This window comes from Streptococcus oralis (assembly GCF_023110435.1).
GTDB lineage: Bacteria > Bacillota > Bacilli > Lactobacillales > Streptococcaceae > Streptococcus > Streptococcus oralis_CF.
Map to the genome: position 1 here is coordinate 718,755 of NZ_JALDWB010000001.1, position 26,276 is coordinate 745,030.

The 26,276-nt window shown below is 40.5% G+C and carries 30 protein-coding genes and 1 pseudogene; 8 read left to right on the forward strand and 23 right to left on the reverse strand.

Features of this window, described 5'->3' with window-relative positions; translation table 11 throughout:
• Positions 1-819 carry a Cof-type HAD-IIB family hydrolase gene (locus M1F97_RS03610; protein ID WP_247944223.1) on the reverse strand — a complete coding sequence of 273 codons (819 nt, stop codon included), beginning with the start codon at positions 817-819 and terminating at the stop codon, positions 1-3.
• Positions 819-1,610 carry a Cof-type HAD-IIB family hydrolase gene (locus tag M1F97_RS03615; protein ID WP_247944224.1) on the reverse strand — a complete coding sequence of 264 codons (792 nt, stop codon included), beginning with the start codon at positions 1,608-1,610 and terminating at the stop codon, positions 819-821. The genes M1F97_RS03610 and M1F97_RS03615 overlap by 1 nt, the downstream gene beginning before the upstream one ends.
• Positions 1,611-1,717: 107 nt before the next feature.
• On the opposite strand from M1F97_RS03615, the pseudogene M1F97_RS03620 reads away from it, so the two are divergent.
• A pseudogene (locus tag M1F97_RS03620) lies at positions 1,718-2,440 on the forward strand (IS30 family transposase); the annotation flags it as partial.
• A gap of 50 nt (positions 2,441-2,490) precedes the next feature.
• Positions 2,491-2,790 carry a YbaB/EbfC family nucleoid-associated protein gene (locus M1F97_RS03625; RefSeq protein ID WP_000981527.1) on the forward strand — a complete coding sequence of 100 codons (300 nt, stop codon included), beginning with the start codon at positions 2,491-2,493 and terminating at the stop codon, positions 2,788-2,790.
• Between the two features lie 47 nt (positions 2,791-2,837).
• On the opposite strand, the gene M1F97_RS03630 is transcribed toward M1F97_RS03625, so the two are convergent.
• The 7 genes from M1F97_RS03630 to glmU all read right to left on the reverse strand — a co-directional run bounded on the left by M1F97_RS03630 (position 2,838) and on the right by glmU (position 8,818).
• Positions 2,838-4,601 carry a glycerophosphoryl diester phosphodiesterase membrane domain-containing protein gene (locus tag M1F97_RS03630; protein ID WP_247944225.1) on the reverse strand — a complete coding sequence of 588 codons (1,764 nt, stop codon included), beginning with the start codon at positions 4,599-4,601 and terminating at the stop codon, positions 2,838-2,840.
• A gap of 8 nt (positions 4,602-4,609) precedes the next feature.
• On the reverse strand, positions 4,610-5,200 hold the full coding sequence (locus M1F97_RS03635; RefSeq protein ID WP_125448322.1) for a 3'-5' exonuclease: 591 nt from the start codon (positions 5,198-5,200) through the stop codon (positions 4,610-4,612).
• Positions 5,201-5,281: 81 nt separating this feature from the next.
• Positions 5,282-5,776, reverse strand: coding sequence for a chromosome segregation protein RocS (rocS, locus tag M1F97_RS03640; protein WP_000021247.1), 495 nt, complete (start codon positions 5,774-5,776; stop codon positions 5,282-5,284).
• A gap of 76 nt (positions 5,777-5,852) precedes the next feature.
• Positions 5,853-6,545, reverse strand: coding sequence for a 5'-methylthioadenosine/adenosylhomocysteine nucleosidase (locus tag M1F97_RS03645; RefSeq protein WP_247944226.1), 693 nt, complete (start codon positions 6,543-6,545; stop codon positions 5,853-5,855).
• 15 nt (positions 6,546-6,560) lie between these two features.
• Positions 6,561-6,872: a cell wall synthase accessory phosphoprotein MacP gene (gene macP / locus M1F97_RS03650; protein ID WP_125399434.1), complete on the reverse strand. Its 312-nt coding sequence runs from the start codon at positions 6,870-6,872 to the stop codon at positions 6,561-6,563.
• 11 nt (positions 6,873-6,883) lie between these two features.
• Positions 6,884-7,429 (reverse strand): NUDIX hydrolase, encoded by a 546-nt coding sequence (locus tag M1F97_RS03655; protein WP_247944227.1) that lies wholly within the window; start codon positions 7,427-7,429, stop codon positions 6,884-6,886.
• A gap of 9 nt (positions 7,430-7,438) precedes the next feature.
• On the reverse strand, positions 7,439-8,818 hold the full coding sequence (glmU, locus tag M1F97_RS03660) for a bifunctional UDP-N-acetylglucosamine diphosphorylase/glucosamine-1-phosphate N-acetyltransferase GlmU (RefSeq protein ID WP_247944228.1): 1,380 nt from the start codon (positions 8,816-8,818) through the stop codon (positions 7,439-7,441).
• A 158-nt stretch (positions 8,819-8,976) separates the two neighbouring features.
• Here glmU and M1F97_RS03665 point away from each other — a divergent pair, with 158 nt between their 5' ends.
• From M1F97_RS03665 to lysS, 5 genes are all read left to right on the forward strand, one after another.
• Positions 8,977-9,777, forward strand: a complete 801-nt coding sequence (locus M1F97_RS03665; RefSeq protein WP_125847364.1) for a glycoside hydrolase family 25 protein — start codon at positions 8,977-8,979, stop codon at positions 9,775-9,777.
• A 106-nt stretch (positions 9,778-9,883) separates the two neighbouring features.
• The gene (locus tag M1F97_RS03670) at positions 9,884-10,726 is read left to right on the forward strand and encodes a DUF368 domain-containing protein (protein ID WP_247944229.1); all 843 of its coding nucleotides are present in this window, start codon (positions 9,884-9,886) and stop codon (positions 10,724-10,726) included.
• Positions 10,726-11,208, forward strand: coding sequence for an aminoacyl-tRNA deacylase (locus M1F97_RS03675; protein ID WP_247944230.1), 483 nt, complete (start codon positions 10,726-10,728; stop codon positions 11,206-11,208). Before M1F97_RS03670 ends, M1F97_RS03675 begins: the two co-directional genes overlap by 1 nt.
• The gene (locus M1F97_RS03680) at positions 11,208-11,831 is read left to right on the forward strand and encodes a histidine phosphatase family protein (RefSeq protein WP_247944231.1); all 624 of its coding nucleotides are present in this window, start codon (positions 11,208-11,210) and stop codon (positions 11,829-11,831) included. The genes M1F97_RS03675 and M1F97_RS03680 overlap by 1 nt, the downstream gene beginning before the upstream one ends.
• Positions 11,832-11,969: 138 nt before the next feature.
• Positions 11,970-13,460 carry a lysine--tRNA ligase gene (gene lysS, locus M1F97_RS03685; RefSeq protein WP_247944232.1) on the forward strand — a complete coding sequence of 497 codons (1,491 nt, stop codon included), beginning with the start codon at positions 11,970-11,972 and terminating at the stop codon, positions 13,458-13,460.
• Positions 13,461-13,534: 74 nt separating this feature from the next.
• Here the strand turns inward: lysS and M1F97_RS03690 are convergent, their stop codons facing one another.
• From M1F97_RS03690 to M1F97_RS03710, 5 genes are all read right to left on the reverse strand, one after another.
• Entirely contained in the window at positions 13,535-14,371 is an 837-nt protein-coding gene (locus M1F97_RS03690) for an amino acid ABC transporter substrate-binding protein (protein ID WP_247944233.1), read from the reverse strand.
• An 11-nt stretch (positions 14,372-14,382) separates the two neighbouring features.
• Positions 14,383-15,012: an amino acid ABC transporter ATP-binding protein gene (locus tag M1F97_RS03695; RefSeq protein WP_247944234.1), complete on the reverse strand. Its 630-nt coding sequence runs from the start codon at positions 15,010-15,012 to the stop codon at positions 14,383-14,385.
• A 10-nt stretch (positions 15,013-15,022) separates the two neighbouring features.
• A complete protein-coding gene (locus tag M1F97_RS03700; RefSeq protein WP_000120844.1) occupies positions 15,023-15,664 on the reverse strand; it encodes an amino acid ABC transporter permease in 642 nt (213 codons plus the stop codon).
• A 147-nt stretch (positions 15,665-15,811) separates the two neighbouring features.
• The gene (locus M1F97_RS03705) at positions 15,812-17,041 is read right to left on the reverse strand and encodes a tetratricopeptide repeat protein (protein ID WP_247944235.1); all 1,230 of its coding nucleotides are present in this window, start codon (positions 17,039-17,041) and stop codon (positions 15,812-15,814) included.
• Positions 17,031-18,197, reverse strand: coding sequence for an AI-2E family transporter (locus M1F97_RS03710; RefSeq protein WP_247944236.1), 1,167 nt, complete (start codon positions 18,195-18,197; stop codon positions 17,031-17,033). The genes M1F97_RS03705 and M1F97_RS03710 overlap by 11 nt, the downstream gene beginning before the upstream one ends.
• Before the next feature lie 143 nt (positions 18,198-18,340).
• Here M1F97_RS03710 and M1F97_RS03715 point away from each other — a divergent pair, with 143 nt between their 5' ends.
• The gene (locus M1F97_RS03715) at positions 18,341-19,354 is read left to right on the forward strand and encodes a lactonase family protein (protein ID WP_247944237.1); all 1,014 of its coding nucleotides are present in this window, start codon (positions 18,341-18,343) and stop codon (positions 19,352-19,354) included.
• A 42-nt stretch (positions 19,355-19,396) separates the two neighbouring features.
• Here the strand turns inward: M1F97_RS03715 and M1F97_RS03720 are convergent, their stop codons facing one another.
• The 9 genes from M1F97_RS03720 to M1F97_RS03760 all read right to left on the reverse strand — a co-directional run bounded on the left by M1F97_RS03720 (position 19,397) and on the right by M1F97_RS03760 (position 26,271).
• Complete coding sequence (locus M1F97_RS03720) at positions 19,397-19,816, reverse strand: F0F1 ATP synthase subunit epsilon (protein ID WP_000068036.1); 420 nt, start codon at positions 19,814-19,816, stop codon at positions 19,397-19,399.
• A gap of 10 nt (positions 19,817-19,826) precedes the next feature.
• Complete coding sequence (atpD, locus tag M1F97_RS03725) at positions 19,827-21,233, reverse strand: F0F1 ATP synthase subunit beta (protein WP_125395032.1); 1,407 nt, start codon at positions 21,231-21,233, stop codon at positions 19,827-19,829.
• 85 nt (positions 21,234-21,318) lie between these two features.
• A complete protein-coding gene (locus M1F97_RS03730) occupies positions 21,319-22,197 on the reverse strand; it encodes a F0F1 ATP synthase subunit gamma (RefSeq protein ID WP_000301232.1) in 879 nt (292 codons plus the stop codon).
• Between the two features lie 15 nt (positions 22,198-22,212).
• Positions 22,213-23,718, reverse strand: coding sequence for a F0F1 ATP synthase subunit alpha (gene atpA / locus M1F97_RS03735; RefSeq protein ID WP_169446014.1), 1,506 nt, complete (start codon positions 23,716-23,718; stop codon positions 22,213-22,215).
• Between the two features lie 14 nt (positions 23,719-23,732).
• A complete protein-coding gene (locus tag M1F97_RS03740) occupies positions 23,733-24,269 on the reverse strand; it encodes a F0F1 ATP synthase subunit delta (RefSeq protein ID WP_169446013.1) in 537 nt (178 codons plus the stop codon).
• Entirely contained in the window at positions 24,269-24,763 is a 495-nt protein-coding gene (gene atpF, locus M1F97_RS03745; protein ID WP_247944238.1) for a F0F1 ATP synthase subunit B, read from the reverse strand. Before atpF ends, M1F97_RS03740 begins: the two co-directional genes overlap by 1 nt.
• A 13-nt stretch (positions 24,764-24,776) precedes the next feature.
• Positions 24,777-25,490 carry a F0F1 ATP synthase subunit A gene (gene atpB, locus M1F97_RS03750; RefSeq protein ID WP_169446012.1) on the reverse strand — a complete coding sequence of 238 codons (714 nt, stop codon included), beginning with the start codon at positions 25,488-25,490 and terminating at the stop codon, positions 24,777-24,779.
• A gap of 34 nt (positions 25,491-25,524) precedes the next feature.
• The gene (locus M1F97_RS03755; protein WP_001054552.1) at positions 25,525-25,725 is read right to left on the reverse strand and encodes a F0F1 ATP synthase subunit C; all 201 of its coding nucleotides are present in this window, start codon (positions 25,723-25,725) and stop codon (positions 25,525-25,527) included.
• Positions 25,726-25,959: 234 nt separating this feature from the next.
• Positions 25,960-26,271, reverse strand: a complete 312-nt coding sequence (locus tag M1F97_RS03760) for a CHY zinc finger protein (protein WP_125399419.1) — start codon at positions 26,269-26,271, stop codon at positions 25,960-25,962.
• Positions 26,272-26,276: the final 5 nt, after the last annotated feature.

The window sequence follows — 26,276 nt, forward strand, 5'->3', positions numbered from 1 at the left end:
TTAACTCTCCTTTAGCACATATTCTTCAATCGCCCAAGCAACGGCATCCTCGTCGTTGGTCATCGGGGTAATCACATTGGCAACTTCCTTAACCGCTGGAACTGCATTTTGCATGGCAACTCCCAGACCTGCCCACTCAATCATGGAAAGGTCATTGGCCTCGTCACCACAAGCCATAACTTGACTTTGGTCGATGCCTAGGTGTCTAATTAATTTCGCTAAACCTGTTGCCTTGTGGACGTTTTTCGGTGACCATTCCAATAGCATTTCACGCGATTTGAAGATTTCATATTGGTCAAATAAGTCTGGAGAAATCTTTTGCATGGCCGCGTCCAAGGGTTCTTGGGGGAAGGCAGTCACGCATTTATTATAAGTTATCTGACTAGATAGCTCTTCAAAAGCGACTGGCACGAAAGTCAGAGCTGGGTTGAACTTAGCATAGAGACTTTCTTGGTCCGACTGGATTTGATAGACTGTTCCTTCTGAAATAGCATCTAATGGCAAACCTAGTTTTTCAGTTTCCTCGTACAATCGTGCCACATCATCGATTGAAAAGACTGTTTTATCGAGAATCTCTCCCGTATTTTTCTGAACAAGTCCTCCATTAAAGGTGATAGTATACTCATCCTCCTGTCCATCTGTTCCCAACTCCTTGAGAAAGAAATCCATAGCCTTCAGAGGACGTCCTGTTGTCAGTACAACCTTGATGCCACGATCACGCGCAGCTTTTAACACTGCCTTAGTTCGATCTGTCAGCTTTTTATCCGTTGTCAGTAAGGTACCATCCAAATCAAGTGCAATCAATTTAATATCTGCCATTACAAGCCCTCCATATAAGCCATGACTGACTGGTCCTTATGGTGGCCAATCACTGTCTCTGCTAATTCTAAAATCTCTGGTCGCGCGTTTTCTGGAGCGATTGGGTGACCGACAACCTGCATCATGTGAAGGTCATTGAGATTATCTCCAAACGCCATGACCTGATCCATGGTTAGACCAAGTTTTTTGGCTAGCTCAACAATAGCCACACCCTTATCAACGTAATCCAAGACAATATCGATGGATTCAAAACCTGTTGTCATGGCTTTCACACCAGAAACGTTTTCGTTGACCCAGGCCTCTCCAGCTTCTATCGTATCTTCTGTAAAGTTCGTGGTGAATTTAAAAATCTCATCCGTGATATCTTCCAAACTCGCTACTTTTTGAATATTTTCATTGTAGTGACGGCTAAACATCAGATAGGTCTCATCTACAGTATCCAATACATAACAAGCTTTTTTCCCAGTCAGGAGCATTTTTCTTTCATCAAAATAGGGTGATTTCTTTAAAGCTTCAAAAGTGCTCAAGTAAAAGTCCCGAGACATAGTAGCCTCGTACATATTTTCTCCATGAAACTCAACATAGCTACCATTTTCAGCTATAAAAATCACTTCATCTCGAACGTCTGCAAAAAGCTTTTTTAGAGACAAGATACCGCGACCCGAAGCCACAGCAAAATAAATCCCCTTTTCCTTGTAGGAAACAAGCAAGTTTTTGAGGCGTTTCATATCAAACCGACCCTCTCCGTCTAGAAAGGTTCCGTCCATATCTGTTGCTACAAGTTTAATCATAAAATCCTTCATACTCCAATTGATAAATCTATCTCCTATTATACCATAGATAAGCTTAAAAAGGACTAGTACAGTCGGATTGACTACTGGATAGTAGGTCTTTTTCGGTAAAGATTCTCCACTATCATAATCAAAAGTTATCCCCTAAAATGATAGTCAAAGCTAAGGGAGTTAACGTGGGAATTTCTACCATCTACTACTGAATTCATCATGGAAAATTGGGATTGAACAAACAGAACCTCCTTTATCCTAGAAAAGGAAAAACTGTCAAGAAACAAGCTAGTCCCAACTTTAAACCTGCTGGGAAATACATCGAACAGCGTCCCAAGGCTATCAATCTTCGATTGGAGAATGGGCATTATGAGATTAATACAGTCCTACTTACAAGAGCGAAAAACCACTGTCTACTGGTCTTGACGGATCGAAGGAGCAGACATCAAATCATCCGATTGATTCCAAATAAAAGCGCTGAGTCGGTCAATCGGGCTCTAAAACTCATCTTAAGACAATACAAGATTCTTTCCATAACGGCAGATAATGGAGTCGAATTCCACTGCTTGTCTGATGTATTTTCTAAGGAGCATATCTACTATGCACACCCCTATGCCTCTTGAGAAAGGGGAACCAATGAGAATCACAACAGGCTTATTCGTAGATGGTTGCCTAAAGGTACTAAGAAAACGACTCCTAAAGAAGTCGCCTTCATCGAAAATTGGATCAACAACTATCCTAAAAAATGCTTGGACTACAAGTCTCCCAGAGAAGACTGCTTGCTGGCTAACTTGAACTTGAAATTTAGCTTTAAACTAATAATAGACTTTTATCCCTAAAATTGATAAAATGGTTAGGAGAATAATAGAAAAGGAAACTGTAAATCGCTATGATGAACATGCAAAACATGATGCGCCAAGCACAAAAACTTCAAAAACAAATGGAACAAAGTCAAGCAGAACTCGCTGCTATGCAATTTGTTGGAAAATCTGCTCAAGATCTTGTCCAAGCGACCTTAACTGGAGATAAGAAAGTTGTTAGTATTGACTTCAGTCCAGCAGTTGTAGATCCAGAAGATCTAGAAACCTTGTCTGATATGACCGTTCAAGCCATCAACGCTGCTCTAGAACAAATCGACGAAACGACTAAGAAAAAACTAGGTGCTTTCGCTGGAAAATTACCATTCTAATCACCTACAGAAAAAGGAGGAAGGTTCACTTCTCCTTTTTTTCTATGTTAGAAATTAAAGAACTCCGTAGCTTTTTTCAAAAGGAGATCGGTGTATTCTGGATCTTCCTGAGCTGCTGCTAAAGTCTCCTGTAGCATCTCCGTGTCATCTGTAATCATCCCATCCACTGACAACTGCAACGATTTATCAAGTGCGTCAGAGCTATTGATGGTCCATACGTAAAGCTTTTGTTCTGTATACCAAAGTTTCGTGACAAAATATTCATCCAATGTTGAATATTCCATGGTATAGCCAGTTGCCTTGGTTTTTGGGAAAATACTATTATAAGGCAAGATGAAATAAGCTGGAATAGTCGAATCATATTTCAAAACTTGGTCAATCACATGATAGTCTAGTGATTGCATCTGATGACCATACTGCTTGATAATAGAGCCATACTTCTCTAGAAAACGTTCCATCATTTGTGGACTGTCTTTTTTACTGGTTTTGATTTCAATCAACAATCTTTGATGAAGTTCATTCGCGCGATTGAGATAGTCATCAAAACTAGATATCTTGGTTCGATAGCCATTTTCAGAAATATCTAACTCTGTCAACTCCTCCAAAGTCAAGTCTTGAGGTCTGACATTGATACCTGCTAAGTTCTTAAGATTGGCATCATGCATCATCACAAACTGACCATCTTTGGTCTCCTGCACATCCATTTCAATCAAATCTGGTTTCAGTTGCGCTGTTTTTTCCAAAGACTGTACAGTGTTTTGCACACCATTTTTATTTGAAACACCCCTATGTGAAATGACTAAAGGAGTATTTGTCACAGGAGCTTCCAGATAGATATAACCTTCCAGCGCAAAAAAGATACTAGCGCAGCCCATGACTCCCCATCTCATCAGATGATCTTTTTTTCTTCTTGGCATAATCTCCAGTTCCTCACCTGTCAAAAAGGAGACAAACTTAACAAGGAAATAGGTCAACGCCATATAGTGGATATTTTTTATCAAGACAAAGTTGATAACTCCAAGAATCAATGATTCTTTCTGTGTTAAATTGTCAATTACAATCTGTCCTATTAGCAAGGGAGTCAAGAGGAGGAAGAAAAAGAGATAGGTTTTAATAATAATGAGTAGCAAGTTCCAAGCATAAAAGAGAACTTGTTTTTTTGTCTTTTGCAGACTAAATTTTACTCCTTCTCTCACAGTCCTCTTTTCAAAGAGAATCTTCGGAAGGGCAAACATGAGTCGGACAGACACATAGAGCAAAATCCAAGCAGATGCAAAAATCATCAAGCCTACTAGCCAGTGCTTGTCTTCCAGATAAGTCACGATAAAGTCTGGAATAACGATTTTATTTAAGTAATAAATTTTTAAAATTTTCCTGATAAAAGGAAAGAGCATGGCCACGTAAAAGAATACAAAGGCCATCTTACAGAAGCTCAAGCGTTTCATAAACAGAAAACTTTGTTGGAAAACTTTGCGACTGTACTCAATCAAGGTTCTCTTTTCGTGGTAGAGAAGGTGACGCGCCCCAATAAAGAGGAGGCAAATCTGGAAATAGGCCACCAAAAGATTGATTACAATCAAGACAAGAAAGGCCAGACTGATTAAAGGAGAACTCGTGATAATGGCAAAAATATTATTGTAAGAAATAAACAAATAGCCCGTCTGGCTGAGTAAAAGACCAGCAAGCCAAGAATTGAGAGGTAGCCACAGATATTCCACCATCATGAAAATTAAGAAAAAGAGGAAGAGAACTTTATCTAGGTTGAGGTAAATTTTCCTAAAACCTAGTTTTTTAGGTTTTTCAGGTTTCATAAGCACTCCTAGTCTAGAAATTGAGATAAGTCTAGCCCACCAAAAGGATTCATGGATAGATTACTCTGTTCTTCTAATAATAGTTTTCCTTCGTCAGACTCCAGAAAGGCTTCATAAACACGCGCTGTCATACGGGCATCTTCTAAACTATTATGCGATTGACCTTTAAAGCCTAAAAAATTCGCAACGGTTTGCAGTTTGAGATTAGCTATGCCGTGTAGGTCGGAACTACGACGTTCAAAAGCCTCATCATATAGGTCGACCTTATACTGGTCACGATAGTCCAAGCCATGCTCCATGAGAATAGGCAAATCACTCTTGGCTGCATTGTAGCCAACAATGGGTAAGTTGCCAACAAATCCCTGAAAGTATTTTAAAACTTGCTCTACTTTTGGCGCATCTTTCAAGGTTTCAGCTGTAATTCCTGTCAAACCATTGATAAAACTCTTTAAAGGCACGCTGGTATGGACATAAGAATCAAAGGCATCTATTTCATGACCATCTTGAAAACGAACTGCTGATACCTGAATTAAATGGGTAACCCCTTCGTGTTGATTGAATTCTAAGTCAAAGGCGATATAGTCTCTTAATTTTTCCATCTTTTACCTCAATTCCGACTCAATTTAAACTATAAATAAGAAAAGAAGCTATTAGGTTAGTGAATAACCCAAACAGCTTCTTTATTTTCCTCCAAATAGGCGAGCAAAAAAGCCTTTTTTGGTTGCTTGGACTTCTTCTTTTGCTTGGTCCAACTCGAGTTTCAAGCTTTCTTGATCCTTCATAGCTTGAAGAGTTAATTGTTGCTGTTGGTCCAATTGTTTGTCCTTTTCAGCAATCTGGCGATCTTTGATGCGCATCTGCTCATCTTTTTCTGCTAACTGCTGGTCTTTGGCCTTGAGTTGCTCATACAATCGAAGAATTTCAGCATTTTTCTCATCGACCAAGATTTCCATCAGTTCACGTTGTTTGACATCATCACTGACTGGTTCATCTTCAAAAATCGTTTTTTTGTAGATTTCTTCTAGCTTGATCAAGCCACTTCGAGTAACTACTGTTACACCTTTGTCATTTTTTTTCGTGTCTTCTTCGGGAAGTTCTTTGACACGATTGTTGATTGCCTGACGAGATAGTCCTAAGACCTCTGCAATCTCGCTGACGGTCATTTCAATACTCATAATATCCTCTGAAACGTTTTCTAGCTTTTCTTTATTTAAATCTTATCATAAGCAAGAAAAACTGTCAAATTTTGGCTTAATCCAAGGCCTTTAAAAAGGCTAGTAAAACTTGGGCAGAACGAAGTCCAGCTTCAATGATAAACTCATCAAATGAGATAGAGGCTTCGTGATTGGCATTGTCACTCATAGCGCGAATAACTAGGAAAGGTAGGTCAAGAGCCTGAGCTGCCTGAGCAATGGCTGCTCCTTCCATCTCCACTGCTAAAACATCTGGAAAGTGGGACTTGATACTAGCAATCTTATCATCTCCAGCTATAAAACTGTCCCCTGTAGCAATCAAGCCTAGATGCCAAGTCTGTTCTAATTGAGATAAACTTTCTTGAATCCTAGCGATAAAGTTCTTATCTGATTCAAAGTAGAGGGGTTGACCAGCCATCTGACCATAAGCATAGCCAAAAGCAGTCACATCCACATCATGATAAGCCAGTTTATCCGCAATCACTACATCACCAACTGCAATCCCTTCTGCAAGAGCTCCTGCAGATCCTGTATTGATGATGGCTTCTACTTGAAAATGGTCAGTAAGAACAGCTACACTCATAGCTGACATGACCTTCCCAATCCCACTCTGAACTAGAACAACTTCTGTCTTGCCAATAGTGCCAGTATAGTAGGTATTTCCTAAGACCTGAACTTCTTGAGCTTTGTCCAAATTCTGAGTCAGATATACAAGCTCTTCTGGCATGGCAGCAATGATTCCAATTTTCATTTCATTTCCTTTCAATTACAAGAGTTTCATTGCCAAAACAAGCAAAATCAAAAGTAAAATCACCACAAACAAGACTCGGTTGAGTTTTGAGTTGAAGACATTTCTCTTAGTGTTCTCAATGCGGCGGCTCTTATGAATCGTTGGCTCTACTTCGATTGTAAGTGTATCTTGACTAAAACCGTGGTCTCTAGAACGTGAATAACCAAAATGTTGTGAAGACGTTGGTAGGATCTTTGTTTCCTCATCATCTTGAAGAGGTGGCCCTGATATTTTCTCACCGCGGTTGGCACGTTCAATCATCTCATCTGTTAATAAAGGTTTTCCCATGGGTTTCTCCTCTATTTCTTTTGTAGTTCCCAGTGCTGAATCGCCATAATGGTCTTGGCATCACAGATATGACCTGACTGGATCAGGTTCTTGGCTTCCTCTAGACTTACTTCTAAGACTTCCAAGGTTTCATCATCATCTTGTGGGCGAGGATTTTCCACCTTGACCAAATCACTAGCAAGGTAGAGTTTTAGTTTTTCATTACAAAATCCAATCGCAGAATAGAAATCGTACAACAGTTCTAACTTACCAGTGTAGGCAACTTCTTCTTCCAATTCACGAAGTGCCGCTGCCATTGGATCAGCATTTTCACCAGTTTCCAGTTTACCGGCAGGAATCTCATAAGAGACAGCCTCAATAGCCTTTCGGTATTGCTTAACGAGGATAATTTTATCCTCGGCTGTCACAGCTAGAACACAAACAGCTCCATTATGAAAAATCAAGTCACGTTGGGCAGTACCTTTGCCTTCTGGCAGTTCTACCTGATCTTGCACCAGTTTAAAGATGGGACCTTGATAGATTTCCTTCCGGCTAATCGTTTTTTCTTCAAATTCCATGACAGACTCCTACTGGTTCTTCGGATGATGAGGCAAGCGTGTTGCGTACTCATCTTTGTTTACTTGTCGTCCACGACCAATCGCAATGGCATCAGCAGGAACATTCTTAGTAATGGTTGAACCAGCACCAACGAGAGAATTATCCCCAAGTTCTACAGGGGCGATGATAGTTGAATTTGAACCAACAAAGACATTGTTTCCAATCACAGTCTTGTACTTGTTTTTCCCGTCATAGTTTACTGTAATCGTACCTGCACCGAAGTTAACATGGCTACCTACTTCACAGTTTCCAATATAGGTCAAATGACCAGCCTTGGTATTTTCACCGATAGAAGATCCTTTTACTTCTACGAAGTTTCCAATATGAACTTGGGAAGCTAGGCTTGAACCTGGACGAATGTGGGCATAAGGACCGACAGTCACGCCGTCCGCCACACTACTTTCCTCAATCATAGAATTCGTAATCACAGCTCCAGCTCCAATAGTACTATTCACAATATAAGTTCCATTTGTTAAAACAGTCTCTGCCCCAATCTTCGTTTGACCCTTCAAGGTAACGTTGGCTTCGATTTGGACTTCAGGAGCAATCTCAACATCAATATCGATGTAAGTTGCTTCAGGATTGACAAAGCTAACACCATTAACCATGTGAGCGTGATTGATACGGCGACGCATCACTGCTTCCGCAGTCGCAAGAGCTACACGGTCGTTTACCCCAAGACTTTCATCAAAGTTTTTCAGAGTATAGGCTCCAACCTTCTCACCCGCATTACGGAAGATACCAATCACATCGGTAATATAGTACTCACCTTGAGCATTGTTAGTGTTGATGCTTTTGAGAGCTTCAAAAAGACGTTCATTGTCAAATACGTAAGTTCCTGTATTGATTTCCTTGATTTGTTTTTCAAAATCAGTCGCATCCTTTTGCTCGACAATGCGAAGAACTTCAGCATTATCGTTGCGGACAATTCGACCATACCCAAAAGGATCTGCCGCTTCAGCCGTTAAAATAGTCGCCACATTTTTGTGATTGATATGGAAATCCAAGAGATTTTTCAAACTTTCACCTGTAATTAGAGGTGTATCCCCAGCGATAACCAAGGTGTGACCAGAGCAATTCTGGAGGATTGGCTCTGCCATCATGACAGCATGCCCTGTGCCCAGTTGTTCTGACTGGGTAACAAAGTCTGTCTGACCAGCCAAGACTTGCTCAACCAACTCGGCCTTGTGTCCCACTACGGTAACTGTTTTTTCAGGTTGAATAGCACCAACACTACGAAAAACGTGTTCCAACATCGAAATTCCTGCTACTTTATGAAGTACCTTAGGAAGATCTGATTTCATGCGAGTACCCTTACCCGCTGCTAAAATAATGGCATAATTTGACATACTATTCTCTTTTCTGTAAAAATTCCCTTATATTATACCATAATTTTACTTTTAAAGAGCAAACAAACAGGTGCTTTCCTGAAAATCTCCCCTACTTCTCTACATTTCTAGACTGTTTCCTTTGATTTTTTTAAATTTTTACGATAAACTAAATAAGTATGAGAAAAAAAATTCATCCAGCTATTATTTTTAGTTTATTTGGAATTTTCATAGCGATTTTACTCCTCAATAGACCAAGTTTTGAGGATCATCCTATCAAAACAAAACCAAATGCTCTTCAAGTTGAAACACAAGCCTTGCATAATCTTGACAAACCCATTATCGACGTCTCTGGTTGGCAAAGACCTGAGGAGATTAACTACGACACCTTATCTCAAAACATTTCTGGTGTTATCGTTCGCGTGCACAATGGGGCTCAGCATACTGAAGCAAATGATGCTGCCTTTATCAATGGTGTCGATAAAGCTTATAAAAATCACATATCAGAATTCCAAAAACGGAATGTCCCTGTGGGGGTTTATGCCTATGTAGCTGGAAAAAGTAAAGAAGATATGGAGAAGGCTGCTGAAGTTTTCTATAATGCTGCTTCTCCCTACAATCCTAGCTACTACTGGTTAGATGTTGAAGAAAAAACAATGTCTGATATGAATGAAGGTGTTGAGGCCTTTCGCGCCAAACTGGCAGCTCTCGGCGCTAAAAACATCGGCATCTACGTTGGAGTTTACTTCATGCAAGAGCATAGTATCAATACAGAAAAGTTCACTGCTATTTGGATCCCTTCCTATGGAACGGACTCTGGTTATTTTGAAACGAAACCAAATACTGATCTGGACTACGATCTCCACCAGTACACATCTAAAGGAAGAATTGCAGGATTTGAACATCATTTGGACATCAATTTGATTTCTACTGCTAAAGAGAAGGAAGAAACCTTCCGAAAATTATTTTTGAGACCATAAAACAAGTGAAAATAACAAACTTTTTCACTTGTTTTTTCATTTTCTCCCCGTCTGTGTTATAATTGATAGCATAGAGAAAGAATTTTATGAAATTGAGGATCTTATTATGTTTTCATGGATTGCACGAGTTATTAAAGGAATCGTCATCGCATTAGGATTTATCCTACCGGGAATTTCTGGCGGTGTTTTAGCAGCTATTTTGGGTATTTACGAGCGAATGATTGGCTTTCTGGCTCACCCCTTTAAAGATTTTAAAGAGAATGTCCTTTACTTTATCCCAGTAGCTATCGGGATGTTGCTTGGGATTGGTTTATTTTCCTATCCGATCGAGTATTTGCTAGAAAATTACCAAGTCTATGTTTTGTGGAGCTTTGCGGGAGCTATCATCGGTACAGTTCCTAGCCTCCTTAAAGAATCTACTCGAGAATCTGATCGGGACAAGATTGACCTAGTCTGGTTCTGGGCTACCTTTATCATTTCTGGGCTGGGTCTTTACGCACTCAATTTTGTTGTAGGGTCGCTTAGTGCAAGTTTTGCAAACTTCATCTTGGCAGGTGTTCTTTTAGCTCTTGGTGTCTTGGTGCCTGGTTTAAGTCCGTCAAATCTACTCTTGATTTTGGGACTGTACGCTCCTATGCTAACTGGTTTTAAAACCTTTGATTTATTTGGAACCTTCCTTCCTATCGGTATAGGTGCAGGAGCAACCCTCATTATCTTTTCAAAATTAATGGACCATGCCTTAAACAACTACCACTCTCGTGTATATCACTTTATCATTGGGATTGTTCTATCAAGCACCCTCTTAATTTTGATTCCAAATGCTGGAAATGCTGAAAGTATCCAATACACTGGACTTTCCATCGTGAGCTATGTTCTCATTGCCTTCTTCTTTGCACTTGGTATTTGGCTTGGTATCTGGATGAGTCAATTGGAGGATAAGTATAAATAATGGCAAAGAAAGTCAAGATTAAAAAAACCTTGGTCGAACAAATCTTGACCAAGGCGGGTATTGAACACACAGGCATTCAAATCAACGCGCTTGAGGGTGAACTACCTTCGGAATATGATCGAACTCATATCTTTAAAACCTTGGCTCTTTTGGGAGACAAGACAGGACCGATTATTGGAATTGTTCCCTTAACAGAACACCTCGCTGAGAAAAAACTAGCAAAGGTTTCTGGCAATAAAAAAGTAAGCATGATTCCTCAAAAAGACCTGGAAAAAACGACAGGCTATATTCATGGGGCTAATAACCCCGTCGGCATTCGCCAAAAACACAATTATCCAATTTTTATTGATAAGACTGCTTTGGATTTGGACCAAATGATCGTCTCTGCTGGGGAAGTCGGACATAGTATCATCGTACGCCCTCGAGACTTGGCCAGCTTTGTAAAAGCGGATTTTGCTGATATCTTGGAGGAAAGTAAGTAATGAAACTCTATTTTGTCCGTCATGGTCGTACCCTCTGGAATCTTGAAGGTCGCTTTCAAGGTGCTAGTGGCGACTCACCCCTTCTTCCAGAATCCATTGACACCCTAAAACAACTGGGGCAGTATCTTAAGGATATACCTTTTGATAAGATATATTCAAGTGATTTACCCAGAGCGGTCAAATCTGCTGAAATTATCCAAAGTCAACTCCAGACACCCTGTCCTTTAGAAAGTATTCCTGACCTGCGCGAATGGCAACTTGGAAAACTTGAAGGTTTAAAAATCGCAACGCTCAATGCCATCTATCCACAACAAATCAAGGCCTTTCGCTCCAATCTGGCTCAGTTTGATACAAGGATGTTTGAAGCGGAATCCCTCTACTCTACGACCCAGCGTACTATTCAATTTATCAAATCTCTGAAAGAAAGTCCGGCTGAAAACATTCTAATCGTCGGTCATGGTGCAAATCTGACTGCTAGCCTTCGAACACTTTTAGGCTATAAAGAGGCTCACCTCCGCAAAGATGGAGGCTTGGCCAATGCTAGTCTGACAGTTTTAGAGACTAATGATTTTGAAACCTTCACTCTGGAAAGATGGAATGACACTTCCTATCAAGAAAAATAATGGAACTTGATCCCAATGGTCAAGTTCTTTTTAGTTTTCAAAGAATATCCGTGAATTTCTCTGCTATTTATGATAAAATGGGAGTATCGTAAAAAATGACTCATCGTATCAAATTTTGAGTAAAATTAGGAGGAACCCATGTCTACAGAACATATGGAAGAACTAAATGACCAGCAGATCGTTCGCCGTGAAAAAATGGCTGCGCTCCGTGAACAAGGAATCGATCCCTTCGGAAAACGTTTTGAACGTACTGCTAACTCACAAGAGCTTAAAGAGAAATTTGCAGAACTCGATAAAGAACAATTACATGAATTAAACGAAAATGCTACAATTGCAGGACGCTTGGTAACTAAACGTGGTAAAGGAAAAGTCGGCTTTGCCCATCTCCAAGATCGTGAAGGTCAAATCCAGATTTACGTTCGTAAAGACGAAGTCGGTGAAGAAAACTACGAAATCTTCAAAAAGGCTGACCTAGGAGACTTCCTCGGTGTCGAAGGTGAAGTCATGCGCACCGATATGGGAGAGCTCTCTATCAAAGCCACACACATCACGCACTTGTCTAAAGCGCTTCGTCCTCTTCCTGAGAAATTCCACGGTTTGACAGACGTTGAAACCATCTATCGTAAACGTTACCTTGACTTAATTTCTAACCGTGAAAGCTTTGAACGTTTTGTCACTCGTTCAAAAATCATCTCTGAAATCCGTCGTTACCTTGACCAAAAAGGTTTCCTTGAAGTGGAAACACCTGTCCTTCACAACGAAGCCGGTGGTGCTGCTGCTCGTCCATTTATCACTCACCACAATGCCCAAAACATTGACATGGTGCTTCGTATTGCAACTGAGCTTCACTTGAAACGCCTTATCGTTGGTGGTATGGAACGTGTCTATGAAATTGGCCGTATCTTCCGTAACGAAGGAATGGACGCCACTCATAACCCTGAATTCACTTCAATCGAGGTTTACCAAGCTTATGCAGACTTCCAAGATATCATGGACTTGACGGAGGGTATTATCCAGCACGCTGCTAAATCAGTCAAAGGTGATGGCCCAGTAAACTATCAAGGAACTGAAATTAAGATCAATGAACCGTTTAAACGTGTTCACATGGTAGATGCGATCAAGGAAATTACTGGTGTTGATTTCTGGCAAGATATGACTTTCGAAGAAGCCAAAGCTATCGCTGCTGAGAAGAAAGTTCCAGTTGAAAAACACTACACTGAAGTTGGTCACATCATCAACGCTTTCTTTGAAGAGTACGTTGAAGAAACCTTGATCCAACCAACCTTTGTCTATGGTCATCCAGTAGCTGTCTCACCGCTCGCTAAGAAAAATCCTGAAGACGAACGCTTTACTGACCGTTTCGAGCTCTTCATTATGACCAAGGAATATGGTAATGCCTTTACCGAGTTGAACGACCCAATCGATCAGCTTAGCCGTTTTGAAGCCCAAGCGAAAGCCAAAGAACTTGGTGATGATGAAGCAACAGGTATCGATTACGACTACATCGAAGCCCTTGAATATGGTATGCCACCAACAGGTGGTTTGGGAATCGGTATCGACCGTCTCTGCATGCTCCTCACAGATACAACTACTATCCGTGACGTATTGCTTTTCCCAACAATGAAATAAACTCTTATCCTCTGGTACTTGCCAGAGGATTTTTCGATACAAAAAGAGACTGAGGAAAAACTCAATCTCTTTTCTTATTCTTGATTTTTAACTTGACTGGTGGCTACATCTTCCCCAAACCATTTTTGACTAATTTCTTGGAACTTACCATCCTTGTAAAGACTAGAAAATCCTTCATTTATCTTATTAACCAGAGTTGTATCTTCCTTACGTGCTCCAACTGCAAAAGCTTCTGTTTCTAGTCCAACTGTAAAGACATTATAATCGTTTAAAACGCCTTCTGCTTCTAAATAATAGTTTGCATAGACACGATCAATCAATAGGCCGTCAATTCGATCGTTTTTCAAATCAATCAAGGCTTCATTAAAAGTTTGGTATTGATTCGCTTCATTATTAGCGACAATATCCTTCAAAATCGCTGGCTTTCCTTCAAAGTCCGCATAACCAGATGAACCAGCTTGAGCTCCCAAAGTCTTTCCAGTCATATCTTTTGCAGTCGTGATACCTGACGATTTCTTAGTAACCAATACCTGCTCATTCTTCATATATGAGTTACTGAATGCTACCTTTTCACGACGTTCGTCTGTCGCGGAATAGCCATTCCAAATCAGATCAATCGTTCCTTTTGTCAATTCAGCTTCTTTCAAATCCCAATCAATCGGTTGCCAATTTACCGTAATTCCGTATTTTTCAAAAACAGCTGTAGCTAAATCAATATCAAATCCTGCATAGGAACCATCTTTCTGAGCAAATCCCATTGGAACAAAAGTACTATCAAACCCAATAGTAATAGACTTGTTAGACTCGTACTTAGACCAATTATCTCCACTAGTTTCACTAGAATTTTTCCCACAAGCTACTAAGAACAAAGCAGTCATTAGACTGACTAATACAAGCATCAATTTTTTCATCATTTTTCCTCCTATTTAGGCTCTACTTTTAATAATACATCTGCAATATTTTCAGCAAATTGTAAATCGTGGGTCACAACAATCTGGGTCATCCCACGCTCTTTATTTTGAAGGATAAGTTTTTCCACTTCCAAGCGCAATTCTGGATCCAGAGCAGAAGTTGGTTCATCGTAGCCAATGATTTCTGGATCAATCATCATAGCACGCGCCAAAGCCACCCGCTGCTTTTGTCCACCTGATAGTGAGAAGGGATAAGCATCTGCGTGCCCTGCTAGTCCTAACTGTTCCAAGAGTCCACGCGCCTTCTTCTCAGCCTCTTCCTGCTTCATTCCCATAGTTTTCACAGGCGATAGGGTCAAATTGTCCAGAACTGATAAATGAGGGAAAAGTTGAAAATCTTGGAAGACAAATCCTAGTAGATTGCGCTTTTCTAGTTCGTCTAAAGCTAGAGATTCACCGTTATAGTAGATTTCTCCAGAATCGATAGTTTCCAGTCCAGCTAACATACGCAACAAGGTTGTTTTTCCGCCTCCTGATGGACCTACGATTGCCAGGATTTGCTTTTCAGGAATTGATAGGCTGAAATTGGTTAAGAATTGTTTGCCACCAAAGGCCTTGTTGATATTTCGTAATTCTAACATAGCAATCCTCCTATCTATAGTAACTGTACTTCTTCTCAACTTTTTTGGCAAGGATAGTCACAATACCAATCAAAATCAAGTAAATTGCTCCTGCCAAGAACATAGGAATCAGACTAGCATCACGGTTGGCTGCTGTACGACTAGCCAAAATCAAATCTGAAATACCTAAGGCATAGACCAAAGAAGTATCCTTGACCAAACTCATGACTTCATTAAATACACTAGGAAGAACAATTTTGGTCACCTGTGGTAAGATAATATAGCGCACTGTGGCAAAAGGGCTAAACTTCAAGACCTTAGCAGCCTCATATTGCCCCTTAGGAATGGTATCAATCCCCCCACGGAAGATTTCAGCAAAGTAAGCTGCATAATTCAAAACAAAGGCAATAATTGCCGCAGGAAGGCGATCCAAACGAATCCCAATATTTGGGAGTACATAATAGATAAAGATCAATTGCAAGAGCAAAGGTGTTCCCCGCATGATCCAGATATAAATGTTGATCAGATAATGGAGGAGTTTCCAATGGACTTGCAAGGCAAAGGCAATCAAAACGCCCAAGGGAATAGAAAAAATCAAGACCAGTACAAAAACCTGTAAAGTCATGCTTGCACCGCTCAATAAACTCGGTAATATCTCAAACAAATAAGACATACTGCACCTCCTAAAAATAATTGTTCCTATTATAGCATAAATAAACAATTTAGCAAGGGTTATTGCAAAAAAATTCTGTTTCTTTTTGAAAATAAAAAACCGTATCCATCAAAATGACTAGATACAGTTTTGCTTTATAGGATATTTTTAAAGTGTTTCTAGCAGTTCTTGCATCTGAACATCATCTGGAATCAGTTTTAAATATGCCTCTGCTTGAGTCTTAGCTTCTTCAAAATACCCCAATTCACGCAAGAGATAAGTATATTGCTCCAGAAACTCTGGATTGTCCTTGAGGTCAGACGACAGTTCTTGATAGAGCTCATAAGCCTTATCTAAATCCTCGATTTCCTGGTAAGAACGTGCAATCATCCACTTGGTCAGGACGTTTTCAGGTTCTTGACTTCGGAGAGAGATAATATCCTCAAACCGCTCTTGTTCCATATAAATGGTTGCAAGGCGAAGGAATATTTCTTCTGTATCCTCTGCATCTTCTTTTGCAGTAATGAGAAAGTCCTCCGCACCGCTAGGATCATGTAATTCATACGAGAACTGAGAAGCAGCTAGTAAGAGACGAGTTTCAAATGGATTTTTCTCCAACCCCTGTTTAGCGATACGGAGAGCTTCTTCTATCTGATGTTCCTTGTGCAAGGCTTGACTATAACCATACTCATATCCTTCAAAATCTGGCGAAATGGTATCAATCTGCTTAAAGTAGAGAGTTGATTTTTGATACTCTTCTTGGTCAAAGTAAAGACTAGCCAGTTCAAAGGCAGTTTGGTCATCGTATTCTAGTTCCAAGGCTTTTTCTAAAAACTCTGTAGCAGCTTCAAACTTGCCTAACTGGGCATAAGCGTAGCCGATTCGCTGATAGGTTGAGACACCCGTTTGTTCATAGATGGAGCGACTGTCTAATTGAGCATATCCCTGAATGGCTTCCTGATAGTTTCCTAACTCACTATCCAACTCAGCCAAACCAAAAATTAATAACGGTTCATCTGAGTAGTTTAAGGCTTCCAGTAACTTTTCACGTGCTACATCTGTCAATCCTTCCAACTGATAGAGGTCGGCCTTCAAGGCCAAAGCCGATACATACCAGTCACTTTCAGGTGTGATTTCCTCAAGGTAAGCAAAGGCTTCCTCAGCATTGCCATCCTCGCTAGCAATGCTGGCTAAGTTCAGGTTCACTTCTGGAAATTCTGTAATGATATTTTGGTAAATTTCTTTTGCTTGAGGATAAAATCCAATTCCCTCTAGATAGCTTGCTAGTTCGTAAAGAACTTCACTTGAATCTGTTTCAAGAGCTTTGTGAAAATACTGATCCGCCTTGGTTAAATCCTGTTCATCCAAAGCCTGGAGCATGCGTTGACTATTGTTCACTCTTGATTTCCTCCCCTTCTTCTTCATACAGACCGCTGACTTTTTTGTACCAGTTAAAGATAGCAGAGATAACGACCTTGGCAGAAGCATAGACAGGAATTCCCAGCAAGACTCCCCAAATACCAAACATAGAACCTGAAGTTAGGAGAACAAAGAGGACATTGATCGGATGAATATTGAGCTGACTACCTAAAATAAGAGGTGATACGAAGCGACCTTCAATCGTTTGTTCTACGATAAAGACAATGACAACTTTCAATAGCATGATAGGTCCTGCAATCAAGCCCAAAACCAAAGCAGGCAACATCGCTAGAAAACTACCTAGATAAGGTACTAGATTGAGGATACCAGCCGTTATCCCCAGAGTCACAGCATATCTGAGACCAATAATCTTAAAGAAGATAATAAACATAATTGCCACGATAATAGCAACTGTAACCTGTCCTCTAACATAGTTTGACAACTGTTTATTAACATCTGACAAAACTTGTCCGACAGGTTCTTTTAACTTATTTGGGATGAATTTAGTCAAATAGTCTCGTAGACCTTTTCCATCGCGCAAGAGATAAAAGAGCATGAATGGTACGATAATAACCGCTACAATGACCTGGGAAACACTACTGATAAAGGCGCTGACCCAGTTAACGGCTTGAGAAGAAATTTTGCTGGCCCATATCGTTGCTTCTGTAGAAACATTTGCAAGAACCTGCTCCAACTGCGGTCTAAAATCATCTGGCAAGCGTTTGGTTACAAGGTCATTGATAACCATATCAGCATCCTTAAGATAAGTCGGCACATTCTTTGCAAAATTTAAGACTTGGCGTTGGAAATTTGGAATAGCGACTGCCAGACCCCAAATGATAAAGAGTCCAATAATGACAAAAACAATACTAATGGCAAGGACACGATTGATCTTGTGTTTCTCCATCCAGTCCACAATCGGACTGAGGAGGTAATAAAGTAAACCAGATAAAATAACTGGCAACATCACAACTCCTAGAAAATCCAAAAAAGGTAAAAAGATAAAACTAATCTTACTTAGAATGAAAATGTTTAGCCCCAGTAACAAGGTTACTAAAAATACAGTGATGGCTTTGTTATCTAAAAACCATTTAAAAAACCAAGATAGGCTAAAATGTTTCTCTTTATGTTCCATAAATACATCCTTTCTGTCATTATTTCATTATACCATTTTTAATCTAAAATAACTCTTATTAAAGTGCTTACATAGATTAAACGAACACTTCCTGACTGTCATTTTGTGGTATAATGAACTTATCATTATTAAGAGGTATGGACATGAAAGAAACTGTTTATTTTGGAACTTATACTCGTCGCTCATCTAAAGGGATTTACAAGGCAGATTTTGATACAGAAACAGGCCAGCTTGCAAATCTTGAACTCTTTGCTGCTGAACCAAGTCCGACCTACCTTGCCTTTGACCAACAGCAACACTTATATACCGTAGGGAGCCAGGATGGCTTGGGTGGAATCGCTGCTTACAAGACAGATGGCGCTTTGCTAAATCATGTGGTTGAAGAAGGCGCTCCCCATTGCTATGTGGCAGTGGATGAAAAGCGTAATCTCGTTTACGGAGCCAACTATCATAAAGGTCAAGTTCTGGTTTATAAACGTCAAGCGGATGGTAGCCTCATCCAAACAGATCTAGATCAGCATAGCGGACAAGGTCCTCATGAAAACCAAACTTCTCCACATGTACACTTTACGGATCTAACACCTGACCAGTATCTCGTCACATGTGATCTAGGTACAGATGAAGTAACGACCTACGATGTTAGTCCAGAAGGAAAACTAAGTAAACTCTACACTTATCACAGCCAAGCTGGAGCAGGTGCTCGCCACATCGTTTTCCACCACCACTATAAGATTGCCTATCTCATCTGCGAACTGAATAGCACGATAGAGGTCTTGATTTATGATGGGGTTGGTGAATTTGAACGCATGCAAGTTATTTCAACCTTACCAGATGGATACGAAGGCTTTAATGCTACTGCTGCCATTCGTCTTTCAAAAGATGGCAAATACCTCTATGCATCCAACCGAGGTCATGATTCCATTGCCGTCTATACAATCCTCGCTGATGGCAGTCTGGAATTATTAGAGATAGTACCAACACATGGACAAAATCCACGTGATTTCGACCTAACTCCTGATCAAGAGTTTCTCATTGCTGTTCATCAAGATTCTGATAACGCAACCGTCTTTAAGCGTAATCCTGAAAGTGGGCGTCTTGCGGAGCTTTCTAACGACTTCCATGTCCCAGAAGCAGTCTGCATCCACTTTGCGAACTAAGATAATCAAAAAATGAACTTGAGATTCAAGTTCATTTTTTGATTATAGTTTATTTCCGACATTAATACGGTTAATGGCACGTTGAAGAGCAATCTTAGCGCGTCGTTCTTGGTCAATTAAGTGCTTGTCTTGAGCTTCTTCAATTTCACGTTCGGCGCGAAGTTTCGCACGTTCTGCACGACTGATATCGATATCACGAGCGCGTTCTGCTGAGTCTGCTACGATGGTAATGATGTCATTGGCAATCTCGATAATCCCTCCGTTCACTGCAATCCAGTTCACATGAGTATCATCATCGATTCGTTTTACCTTTACTTCATCAACCGCTAAAACCGCAATCATATTTTCATGTCGTGGCAAGATCCCCATCTCACCATCCAGAGTTCGTACCGATACAAAGCTGGCATGGTGATCATAGACGAGGCCATCTGGTGTCACGATCTGGACAGTTAACTGAGCCATAGATCACCTCTTAAAATCCCATTTTCTCTGCCTTAGCAATGACGTCTTCGATTGAACCAACTCCACGGAAGGCATCTTCTGGCAAGTGGTCATGTTTACCATCAAGGATTTCCTTGAAACCACGAACTGTTTCTGCTACTGGTACATAAGAACCAGGTTGGCCAGTAAATTGCTCCGCAACGTTGAAGTTTTGTGACAAGAAGAACTGGATACGACGAGCACGTGCAACTAAGGTCTTTTCTTCATCTGACAACTCATCCATACCAAGGATAGCAATGATATCTTGCAATTCATGGTAACGTTGAAGGACACGTTTGACTTCAGCAGCAACTGCATAGTGCTCTTCTCCGACAATCTCAGGTGCCAAGGCACGAGAGCTTGAAGCCAACGGATCAACGGCTGGGTAAATCCCCAATTGTACCAACTTACGTTCCAAGTTTGTAGTTGAATCCAAGTGAGCGAAGGCTGTCGCTGGCGCTGGGTCAGTATAGTCATCCGCTGGCACGTAGATGGCCTGAATAGAGGTTACAGAACCCTTCTTGGTTGATGTGATACGTTCTTGCAATTGACCCATTTCCGTAGCAAGTGTTGGTTGGTAACCAACGGCTGATGGCATACGACCCAAAAGGGCAGATACTTCTGAACCAGCTTGTGTGAAACGGAAAATGTTGTCAATGAAGAGAAGAACGTCTTGACCTTCTACATCACGGAAGTACTCGGCGATTGTCAAACCAGTAAGGGCAACACGCATACGTGCTCCTGGTGGCTCATTCATCTGACCAAATACCATGGCTGTTTTCTCGATAACGCCTGATTCTTTCATTTCCCAGTAAAGGTCGTTCCCTTCACGAGTACGTTCCCCAACACCAGTAAATACTGAAATACCACCGTGTTCTTGGGCAATATTGTGAATCAATTCTTGAATCAAGACGGTTTTACCAACTCCGGCACCACCAAAGAGTCCAACTTTACCACCTTTTAGGTAAGGGGCAAGAAGGTCGATAACCTTGATCCCTGTTTCCAAGATTTCAGATGAGGTAGACAATTCATCAAAAGTTGGAGCTTTCTTATGAATTGGCTGACGCTCAGCGTCTTCAGCGAAAGGAGCATCCAAGTCGATGGTATCTCCCAAAACGTTGAAGACGCGTCCCAAAGTTTCTTTACCCACTGGTACAGAGATTGGACGACCTGTGTCCAAAACTTCCATTCCACGAGTCAAACCATCTGTTGATTCCATGGCGATCGTACGGACCATACCATCACCCAACTCCAAGGCTACTTCAAGGACGATTTTTGTTTTTCTTTCGTCATTTTTGTAGACGACAAGTGCATTGTTAATCTCAGGAAGTGGTTCCCCAGCTGCAAACAAAACGTCTACAACGGGTCCGATAACCTGAGCAATTTTACCTGAACTCATCTCCTTCTCCTATTCTATATAAGATACTGTCGGTTCCTAGTTCACCTAGGGCCTAAGTTCATTTTGATATGAGGGAGGCAAAGCCTTATTCTAAGGCACTAGCCCCCGCTACAATTTCTGTAATTTCTTGTGTAATCGCCGCCTGTCTGGCACGGTTATACTGGATTGTCAAATCATTGATGACTTTCTTAGCATTATCAGTCGCCGTTTGCATGGCTGTCATACCTGCAGCATTCTCAGCTGTCTTGGCATCGATAATAGCCCCGTAAATCATACTTTCAGCATACTGTGGCAACAATTGCTCTAGAATCTCATCACGGCTCGTTTCCAACTCAAAGGTCAAGCTATACTCTTCATCCGCTTCATTTGGATCCAAGTCAACAATCGGAAGCATTTGTTCCACACGCATTTGACTTGTGAGAGTATTGACATGATGGTTGTAGCAGACGTATAATTCATCAAAAAGTTCATTTTGGTACATTTCAATCGTTTTTGAAATAATTTTACGAACTTCATCAAAACTTGGTTGGTCGGCCAAGCCACGCAATTCATAGATTGGCTGAATGCCACGAGCCTTGAAAAAGTCAGCTCCCATACCACCAATACAGATTATCTCAAAACCTGTACCATCTGGATGGTATTCTTCTTTCAACTCCATCACAGCTTTAAGGATGGAAGCATTATAACCTCCAACCAAGCCACGGTCTGAAGTAATAACGATATAGCCTGTTTTCTTAACTGGGCGACTAATGAGCATCGGATTGGTAGAACCACCAGATCCGTTACCATGCAGAATATCCGTCAAAAGCTTACGAACCTTCTGAGCATAAACTTGAAAGTTGCGTGCTGCTTCTTCAGAGCGACCTAACTTGGCAGCCGATACCATTTGCATGGCATTGGTGATTTGACTAGTATTTTTTGTTGAGGCGATTTTTGTTTTAATATCATTTAGAGATACTGCCATTTGACACCTCTATTCTTATTGGAAGCTGGATTGATTGAGAAACTCTGTAATCGCAGCATCCAAGACTGCTTCTTCTGGCAAGTCTTTTGTTTCACGAATAGTTTCCAAAATCTCTGGATGTTGTGCATCAAAGAAATCATGAAACTCTTCCTCAAAACGAACAATGTCATCTACAGGAATCGTATCCAAGAAACCATGTGTCAAAGCATAAAGAATGGTTACTTGTTTCTCAACAGGTAATGGTTTATGAACTGGTTGTTTCAGAACTTCAACGGTACGACGTCCACGATTTAACTTAGCTTGAGTAGCCGCATCCAAATCAGAACCAAACTTAGTGAAGGCTTCCAACTCACGATATGAAGCAAGGTCGATACGAAGTGTACCAGCAACCTTCTTCATAGCTTTGATTTGTGCAGAACCACCTACACGAGATACAGATGAACCCGCATCGATAGCTGGACGAATACCCGCATTGAAGAGACCATCGCCAAGGAAGATTTGACCATCTGTGATTGAAATCACGTTAGTTGCGATATAAGCAGAGATATCTCCTGCTTGTGTCTCGATAAATGGTAGAGCTGTGATTGAACCACCACCAAGTTCATCAGAAACCTTAGCTGAACGCTCAAGCAAACGGCTATGAAGGTAGAAAACATCCCCAGGGAAGGCTTCACGACCTGGTGGACGACGAAGCAAGAGGGAAAGTTCACGATAAGCGACCGCTTGTTTTGAAAGATCATCATAAACGATCAAAACATGCTTCCCTTGGTACATAAACTCTTCTGCCATAGCAACCCCAGCATAAGGAGCTAGGAAGAGCAATGGAGAAGGTTGTGAAGCAGAAGCTGTCACAACGATTGTGTAGTCCAAGGCACCGTACTGACGAAGTGTTTCAACTTGCGTACGAACAGTTGACTCTTTTTGTCCAATCGCTACATAGATACAGATCATATCTTGACCTTTTTGGTTCAAAATAGCATCAATAGCGATGGTTGTTTTCCCTGTCTGACGGTCACCGATAATCAACTCACGTTGACCACGACCAATCGGAACAAGGGCATCAATAGCTTTCAAACCTGTTTGCAATGGTTCTGAAACAGACTTACGCTCCATAACACCTGGAGCTGGCGCTTCTACTGGACGAGTTTTATCAGTGTGGATTTCTCCAAGACCGTCAACTGGACGACCAAGTGGGTCCACAACACGACCAATCAGACTCTCACCTACAGGGACTTCCATGATTTTACCTGTACGGCGGATTGTATCGCCTTCACGGATATCTGTAAAGTCACCTAGGATGATAATACCAACATCTGTTGACTCCAAGTTTTGCGCCATACCATAAGAGCCGTTTTCAAAAATCAACAACTCTCCACTCATGGCATTTTCAAGACCGTGAGCACGAGCAATACCGTCCCCGATATAGGTTACAACACCTGTTTCAGACACATCAAAATTGGGTTTGAAATTTTCAATTTGTTGCTTAATTAAAGCGCTGATTTCTTGTGCGTTAATTGCCAAAAGAACACCACTTTCTATTTCAAATTTTCTTTAACAACTCGAAGTTGTTGTTTAATACTCACATCAATTGTCTTGTGATTAGCAAAAATGACAAAACCACCAATGAGTCCTTCATCAATTTGTTCTTTGATACTCCGTACTTTCAGAGACATTTTTTTCTCTATCAAGGGAAGCAAACGTTCCTTCTGTTCGTCTGTTAAAGGATGGGCTGAAGAAATCGTGACTACAAAATGATTGGTTTCTTTCTCAAGACGATTCAAACAATCAACAATGATATCATAAAAAAGATTTGCTCTGTGATTGTAAATCAGAACCTGAATAAAGTTTTGCATTAAAGGTGTGACAGAGTCTTGAAAAAAACCAACTGTTTTTTCCTTATCAGACTCATCAACCGCCACCTGAGCTAAAAAAGAAGGTAAGCCCGTTTCTTCTGCGACTTGCTTGATTTGATCCAAGTCTGAAAAAATCCGGTTCTCTTCTCCTTTTTCAATCACTAATTGGACAAAAGGCATGCTGTATTTTTCAATTACCTTTGCTGTTTTCTTGTCCATTAGGCTTCTCCTAGCTGATCGATATACTGATCAATGAGTTCCTTATGAGCATGACTGTCAAGGTTTTTTGAGATGATTTTACCAGCTAGAGTAATTGTCAAATCTGCCACCTCTCCCTTAACACTTTGCAAAGCTTCAGCTTTATTCTGAGCGATTTCTTGATTCGCCTTCTCTTTTAAGCGACCTGCTTCTACTTTAGCATCTGCCAGAATACCTGCTTTACTCTTCTCGGCAGTCTCTTTAGCATTTTCAATGATTGTTTTGGCTTCGTTGCGACTACCAGCCAATTCATCTTCACGTTTTTGGGCAAGAGTTTCTGCTTTTTGACGAGCTTGTTCAGCTCCATCAATATCAGCAGCAATTTTATTTGCCCTTTCTTCGAAGACACTTGTCAAGTTTGACCACGCATATTTCTTAACTAAGACAATCAAAAGGATAAAAGAGCCAGCGATTAAAATAAAGTTACCAATTAATTCACCTATTGTTACGTGCATCTGTTACTCCTTTCTACTCTTCATCATTAATTTTATTTCCTAGATACATAGAAGACAAGACTGTGAATACATAAGCCTGAACACAGGAAATAAACACAGAAAACGCCGTCCAGACTAGATTGGTAACAAATGCGACTGGATACCAATAAAGAGCCTGATGAGAAAGTGTGATCAGCAAACTAGCCATCACTTCTCCGGCAAAGATATTTCCGAATACCCGCAAAGCAAGTGATAGGAAATTCGTGACTTCTTCAAGGAGATTCATCGGTGTCATAAAACCTGGGGTAACAAAACCTTTCAGATACTTTTTAACACCTCGGCGACGAATTCCTTCTATATGGGTCATCAGGATAATTCCAAATGACATGGCCAAGTCAAATTGAAGATTGGCTGTTGGCGATGTCCAAAGGTTTGTCCCATCTGTAGTTTGAAGTTTTGCCATCAAACCAAGATTGTTTGCGATTACCATAAAAAGAAATAAACACAAGTAAAAGAGTGAGTAATCTTTCATGTACCGTGAGCCTACATTAGGTTCTGTAAATCCGACTACGAAGTCATAGAGATACTCTAGTACATTTTGCTTTCCTTTGGGTTTCACAGTCATATTACGACTTGCCCAATAGATAAAGCCAAAAATAACGACCACTGACAGCAAGGTCAAGGTTGTCAAGGTTAAATCAAAGGTAACAGGACCAATATTGATGGTTGGATTGATACTTTCTTCCATCTAGAATCCTCCCTTTTCCAATTTATACTTCTCTTTATTTGATGATAAATGAAAAGACAAGAGTTACAAAGAAAGTTCCTTCAATAAAGGCAATCCCCATGATCATCAAGCTACGCAATTGTGGAATGATGTCTGGTTGGCGAGCTGCTGATTTGAACAAACCGTTCATCAAAAATCCTTCTGCAAGGGATACACCCATACAGGCAAGACAAAGACCAAAAAATGTTAAATTCATTATAAATTCTCCTTTTTTATTTAAATTTACTTACTTAGTTTAGTCCTAAAATTTGTTTTTGTCAACTTTTTACTAACATTGAAAGCGTTTCAGATAATTTATTTCTAATTTTACTATTTTTAGTACGATTGTATAGAAATTTTTAACCGGTTTCCATAAGAAACTCCGTATTTTTACTAAGGTTTCTGAAGCAAAATAAAAGACCCAAGCTTAAAAACTTGGATCTATTTTTGTCTATTTAAAATAAAATGAATGATGTTGTTTACAACCTGGATTAAATGGAGCGCTGCAATAAGGACAAGCTACCTGTTTTTGGTATTCTTGAAAAGTCATTGTCCTCTTACAAGCTCCACACAAAATCGGTTGATCTTTGGAAAGCCTCAAGGGATAAGGAGAAAACAAATGCGTTTCCATAGCATTGTGACACTGATAGCAAGCGTAGTATTTCCTGCATTCATAACACTGGAGGGAAACGATATCCTTTACACTATGGTAGTGAACACACCTGCTTTCGTCATCTACCAATAAACCATGAGCTTGAATCATTCACT

Excerpts from the sequence above, each read along its gene's own strand:
- M1F97_RS03610 (WP_247944223.1), bottom strand. The coding sequence starts at position 819 with ATGGCAGATATTAAATTGATTGCACTTGATTTGGATGGTACCTTACTG.
- M1F97_RS03615 (WP_247944224.1), bottom strand. The coding sequence starts at position 1,610 with ATGATTAAACTTGTAGCAACAGATATGGACGGAACCTTTCTAGACGGA.
- M1F97_RS03625 (WP_000981527.1), top strand. The coding sequence starts at position 2,491 with ATGATGAACATGCAAAACATGATGCGCCAAGCACAAAAACTTCAAAAA.
- M1F97_RS03630 (WP_247944225.1), bottom strand. The coding sequence starts at position 4,601 with ATGAAACCTGAAAAACCTAAAAAACTAGGTTTTAGGAAAATTTACCTC.
- M1F97_RS03635 (WP_125448322.1), bottom strand. The coding sequence starts at position 5,200 with ATGGAAAAATTAAGAGACTATATCGCCTTTGACTTAGAATTCAATCAA.
- rocS (WP_000021247.1), bottom strand. The coding sequence starts at position 5,776 with ATGAGTATTGAAATGACCGTCAGCGAGATTGCAGAGGTCTTAGGACTA.
- M1F97_RS03645 (WP_247944226.1), bottom strand. The coding sequence starts at position 6,545 with ATGAAAATTGGAATCATTGCTGCCATGCCAGAAGAGCTTGTATATCTG.
- macP (WP_125399434.1), bottom strand. The coding sequence starts at position 6,872 with ATGGGAAAACCTTTATTAACAGATGAGATGATTGAACGTGCCAACCGC.
- M1F97_RS03655 (WP_247944227.1), bottom strand. The coding sequence starts at position 7,429 with ATGGAATTTGAAGAAAAAACGATTAGCCGGAAGGAAATCTATCAAGGT.
- glmU (WP_247944228.1), bottom strand. The coding sequence starts at position 8,818 with ATGTCAAATTATGCCATTATTTTAGCAGCGGGTAAGGGTACTCGCATG.
- M1F97_RS03665 (WP_125847364.1), top strand. The coding sequence starts at position 8,977 with ATGAGAAAAAAAATTCATCCAGCTATTATTTTTAGTTTATTTGGAATT.
- M1F97_RS03670 (WP_247944229.1), top strand. The coding sequence starts at position 9,884 with ATGTTTTCATGGATTGCACGAGTTATTAAAGGAATCGTCATCGCATTA.
- M1F97_RS03675 (WP_247944230.1), top strand. The coding sequence starts at position 10,726 with ATGGCAAAGAAAGTCAAGATTAAAAAAACCTTGGTCGAACAAATCTTG.
- M1F97_RS03680 (WP_247944231.1), top strand. The coding sequence starts at position 11,208 with ATGAAACTCTATTTTGTCCGTCATGGTCGTACCCTCTGGAATCTTGAA.
- lysS (WP_247944232.1), top strand. The coding sequence starts at position 11,970 with ATGTCTACAGAACATATGGAAGAACTAAATGACCAGCAGATCGTTCGC.
- M1F97_RS03690 (WP_247944233.1), bottom strand. The coding sequence starts at position 14,371 with ATGAAAAAATTGATGCTTGTATTAGTCAGTCTAATGACTGCTTTGTTC.
- M1F97_RS03695 (WP_247944234.1), bottom strand. The coding sequence starts at position 15,012 with ATGTTAGAATTACGAAATATCAACAAGGCCTTTGGTGGCAAACAATTC.
- M1F97_RS03700 (WP_000120844.1), bottom strand. The coding sequence starts at position 15,664 with ATGTCTTATTTGTTTGAGATATTACCGAGTTTATTGAGCGGTGCAAGC.
- M1F97_RS03710 (WP_247944236.1), bottom strand. The coding sequence starts at position 18,197 with ATGGAACATAAAGAGAAACATTTTAGCCTATCTTGGTTTTTTAAATGG.
- M1F97_RS03715 (WP_247944237.1), top strand. The coding sequence starts at position 18,341 with ATGAAAGAAACTGTTTATTTTGGAACTTATACTCGTCGCTCATCTAAA.
- M1F97_RS03720 (WP_000068036.1), bottom strand. The coding sequence starts at position 19,816 with ATGGCTCAGTTAACTGTCCAGATCGTGACACCAGATGGCCTCGTCTAT.
- atpD (WP_125395032.1), bottom strand. The coding sequence starts at position 21,233 with ATGAGTTCAGGTAAAATTGCTCAGGTTATCGGACCCGTTGTAGACGTT.
- M1F97_RS03730 (WP_000301232.1), bottom strand. The coding sequence starts at position 22,197 with ATGGCAGTATCTCTAAATGATATTAAAACAAAAATCGCCTCAACAAAA.
- M1F97_RS03740 (WP_169446013.1), bottom strand. The coding sequence starts at position 24,269 with ATGGACAAGAAAACAGCAAAGGTAATTGAAAAATACAGCATGCCTTTT.
- atpF (WP_247944238.1), bottom strand. The coding sequence starts at position 24,763 with ATGCACGTAACAATAGGTGAATTAATTGGTAACTTTATTTTAATCGCT.
- atpB (WP_169446012.1), bottom strand. The coding sequence starts at position 25,490 with ATGGAAGAAAGTATCAATCCAACCATCAATATTGGTCCTGTTACCTTT.
- M1F97_RS03755 (WP_001054552.1), bottom strand. The coding sequence starts at position 25,725 with ATGAATTTAACATTTTTTGGTCTTTGTCTTGCCTGTATGGGTGTATCC.
- M1F97_RS03760 (WP_125399419.1), bottom strand. The coding sequence starts at position 26,271 with ATGATTCAAGCTCATGGTTTATTGGTAGATGACGAAAGCAGGTGTGTT.